Origin of the sequence: Acidisphaera rubrifaciens HS-AP3 (assembly GCF_000964365.1) — a bacterium.
Lineage (GTDB): Bacteria > Pseudomonadota > Alphaproteobacteria > Acetobacterales > Acetobacteraceae > Acidisphaera > Acidisphaera rubrifaciens.
The window spans coordinates 1-2,130 of the sequence record NZ_BANB01000805.1 but is presented as its reverse complement, the minus strand read 5'-3'; the positions used below and the strand labels follow the sequence as shown (position 1 = coordinate 2,130).

General features: G+C 72.2%; 3 protein-coding genes and 1 pseudogene. 2 read left to right on the top strand and 2 right to left on the bottom strand.

Annotated features, from left to right (window positions below; translation table 11 throughout):
* Positions 1-397: threonine synthase (locus B8460_RS17965; protein ID WP_048862993.1), on the bottom strand; the 397-nt coding region annotated here is incomplete at its 3' end.
* A gap of 241 nt (positions 398-638) precedes the next feature.
* On the opposite strand from B8460_RS17965, the gene B8460_RS17960 reads away from it, so the two are divergent.
* Both B8460_RS17960 and B8460_RS17955 read left to right on the top strand, forming a co-directional pair.
* Positions 639-1,424 carry a cell envelope integrity EipB family protein gene (locus B8460_RS17960; protein ID WP_158322972.1) on the top strand — a complete coding sequence of 262 codons (786 nt, stop codon included), beginning with the start codon at positions 639-641 and terminating at the stop codon, positions 1,422-1,424.
* 87 nt (positions 1,425-1,511) lie between these two features.
* Positions 1,512-1,829, top strand: coding sequence for a hypothetical protein (locus B8460_RS17955; protein ID WP_148360687.1), 318 nt, complete (start codon positions 1,512-1,514; stop codon positions 1,827-1,829).
* A gap of 33 nt (positions 1,830-1,862) precedes the next feature.
* Here the strand turns inward: B8460_RS17955 and B8460_RS22350 are convergent.
* Positions 1,863-2,130 (bottom strand): annotated as a pseudogene (locus B8460_RS22350) (DNA polymerase IV); the annotation flags it as partial.

Sequence of the window (2,130 nt, the reverse complement as noted above, 5' to 3'; positions counted from 1 at the left end):
CCGCCGCATAGGCGGCGATCGCCGCGCCGCCGTTGCCGGAACTGTCCTCCAGCACCGACGTGATGCCCTGGGCGCGCAGCAGCGAGAGCATCACCGAGGCGCCGCGATCCTTGAAGCTGCCGGTGGGGGCGAACCATTCGCATTTCACCAGGGCCGGGGCGCCGGCGACGGTGCGGGCCAGCAGCGGCGTGCCGCCCTCGCCGAGCGTGATCGGCGCATCCGGCACGAAGGGCAGCGCCGCGCGATAGCGCCACAGCCCGCGCGTCGCCGTGTCGATCGCGTCGCGCCCGATCCCCGGGAGCGGCGTCAGCAGCAGCGGCGTCCCGTCCGGCGCGCACCAGCGCGGCGTATCGAGCGGCCAGGTGCCCCCCGTGCGTGGGTCGAGATAGTCGGTCATCGGCGCCCTCCCGTCGCGGCGGCGCGTCCGGGCGCCTCGTCCCGGCCTCGCCCATCCCTGTCGCCGCGCCGCACGAGGCCCATGTCGTGCGTTGTCGCGCAAGGGCGTATGCCGGCAAGATGCCGGGTCGCCGATGCGGCGTCCGTCCGGCGGGTGGGGCAAGCGCGGCCCGGCCGTCCCCTTGCCTTATCCCTGCGCGCGGAGACCGAAGCTGATGCGCTGTCCCTTCCGATCGTCCGCCGTGTCCGCAGCCGCGGTCGCCCTCGTCCTCGCCGCCACGCTGCCCGGCGCCGCGCCGGCCGGTGCCGCCGTGCTGGCCGGCCATCGCGCGGTCTATGCCCTGACGCTCGATACGGCGAAGTCGGCCGATGTCGTCGCCGCCAAGGGGACCATGCATTACGAGGTGCAGGACGCCTGCGACGGCTGGGCGACCAATCAGCGGCTGGAGATGACGATCACCAACCGCGACGGCCAGAACGTGCAGATGGTGTCCGACTACGTCACCTGGGAATCGCGCGACGGACACCGGTTCCGCTTTCACATGAAACAGACCACCGACGAGGCGGTGACCAGCCAGACCGACGGCGAAGCCACGACCGGGCCGAACGGCGGCGAGGTGCACTACACCCTGCCGGCCGAGACGGTGGTGAAGCTGCCGCCCGGCACCCTGCTGCCGATGGCCCATACCGCCGCCATCATCGACGCGGCCGAGGCGGGCAAGCGCTTCATCGGCCTGCCGCTGTTCGACGGCACGTCCGAGAAGGGCGGCCAGGACACGTTCATCACCGTGGTCGACACCAAGCCCGCCGGTGCCGAGGGCAAAGGCTGGCCTGACCTGCTGAAGCTGCCGAGCGTGGACGTCCACGTCGCCTTTTTCGACCGCAAGCCAGACGCGATGATGCCGGACTACGAGGCGGGGATGCGGTACTGGGTCAACGGCGTCGGCGACCACATGCGCATGGATTTCGGAACCTTTGTCATGGACGGGCTGATGACGGAGTTCCATCTTCTGCCCAAGCGCTGCTGACGGCCGCCGACCGCGCTGGAGCGGGTCGTGCGCAAGGCGTATTCTTCGGCCGTGCGCGGTGCGCGTGCATAGTCACAGGAGGCCGTGATGATCGTCCGAGCCCTTGCCATCGCCACGCTGTGCGCGGTCGCGGTCGGGATGGCCGCCACGCCGCCGCCCGCCCGCGCCCAGGGCGCGCCCGATTTCAGCACCCCCGCCCTGCCGCAGGGGGCGGCCACCCCGAACGGGGTGCCGCTGCGCAACGGCAACATCTGGAACGGTCTGCCCCATCAGCCCGACGCGTCGGTCGACAGCCAGGAGCAGGCAGCCGGCGTCCTGCCGTCGCAGCAGCGCATCGACAAGGAAAACCAGGAACTCGACGCGCTCGACCGCAAGCTCCTCGAACAGCACGGCGTCAAGCCGTAATGCACCCGGTCGGGACGGACGTCGTCCCGGCCGCTATGTCTTTTTGGCCAGCCCGCGTCCGCGACCGATGACCCCGGTGCCGTAGCGGGCGCGCAGCCGGTCGATCGCCGCCTGCGTCGCCACGCGCCGGGCGGCCTGCGGATCGGCGAGGTCGCCGCGGTCGGCCGCGTCCGACGGCGCCAGCGGCGCGGCGCCGATGCCGATCAGCCGGAACCGCGTCGTGCCGTCCGCCTCGCGCGCCAGCATCTGCCGGGCGTGGTCGAACAACACGTCCGGCAGCCGCGTCGGCTGCGGCAGGCGG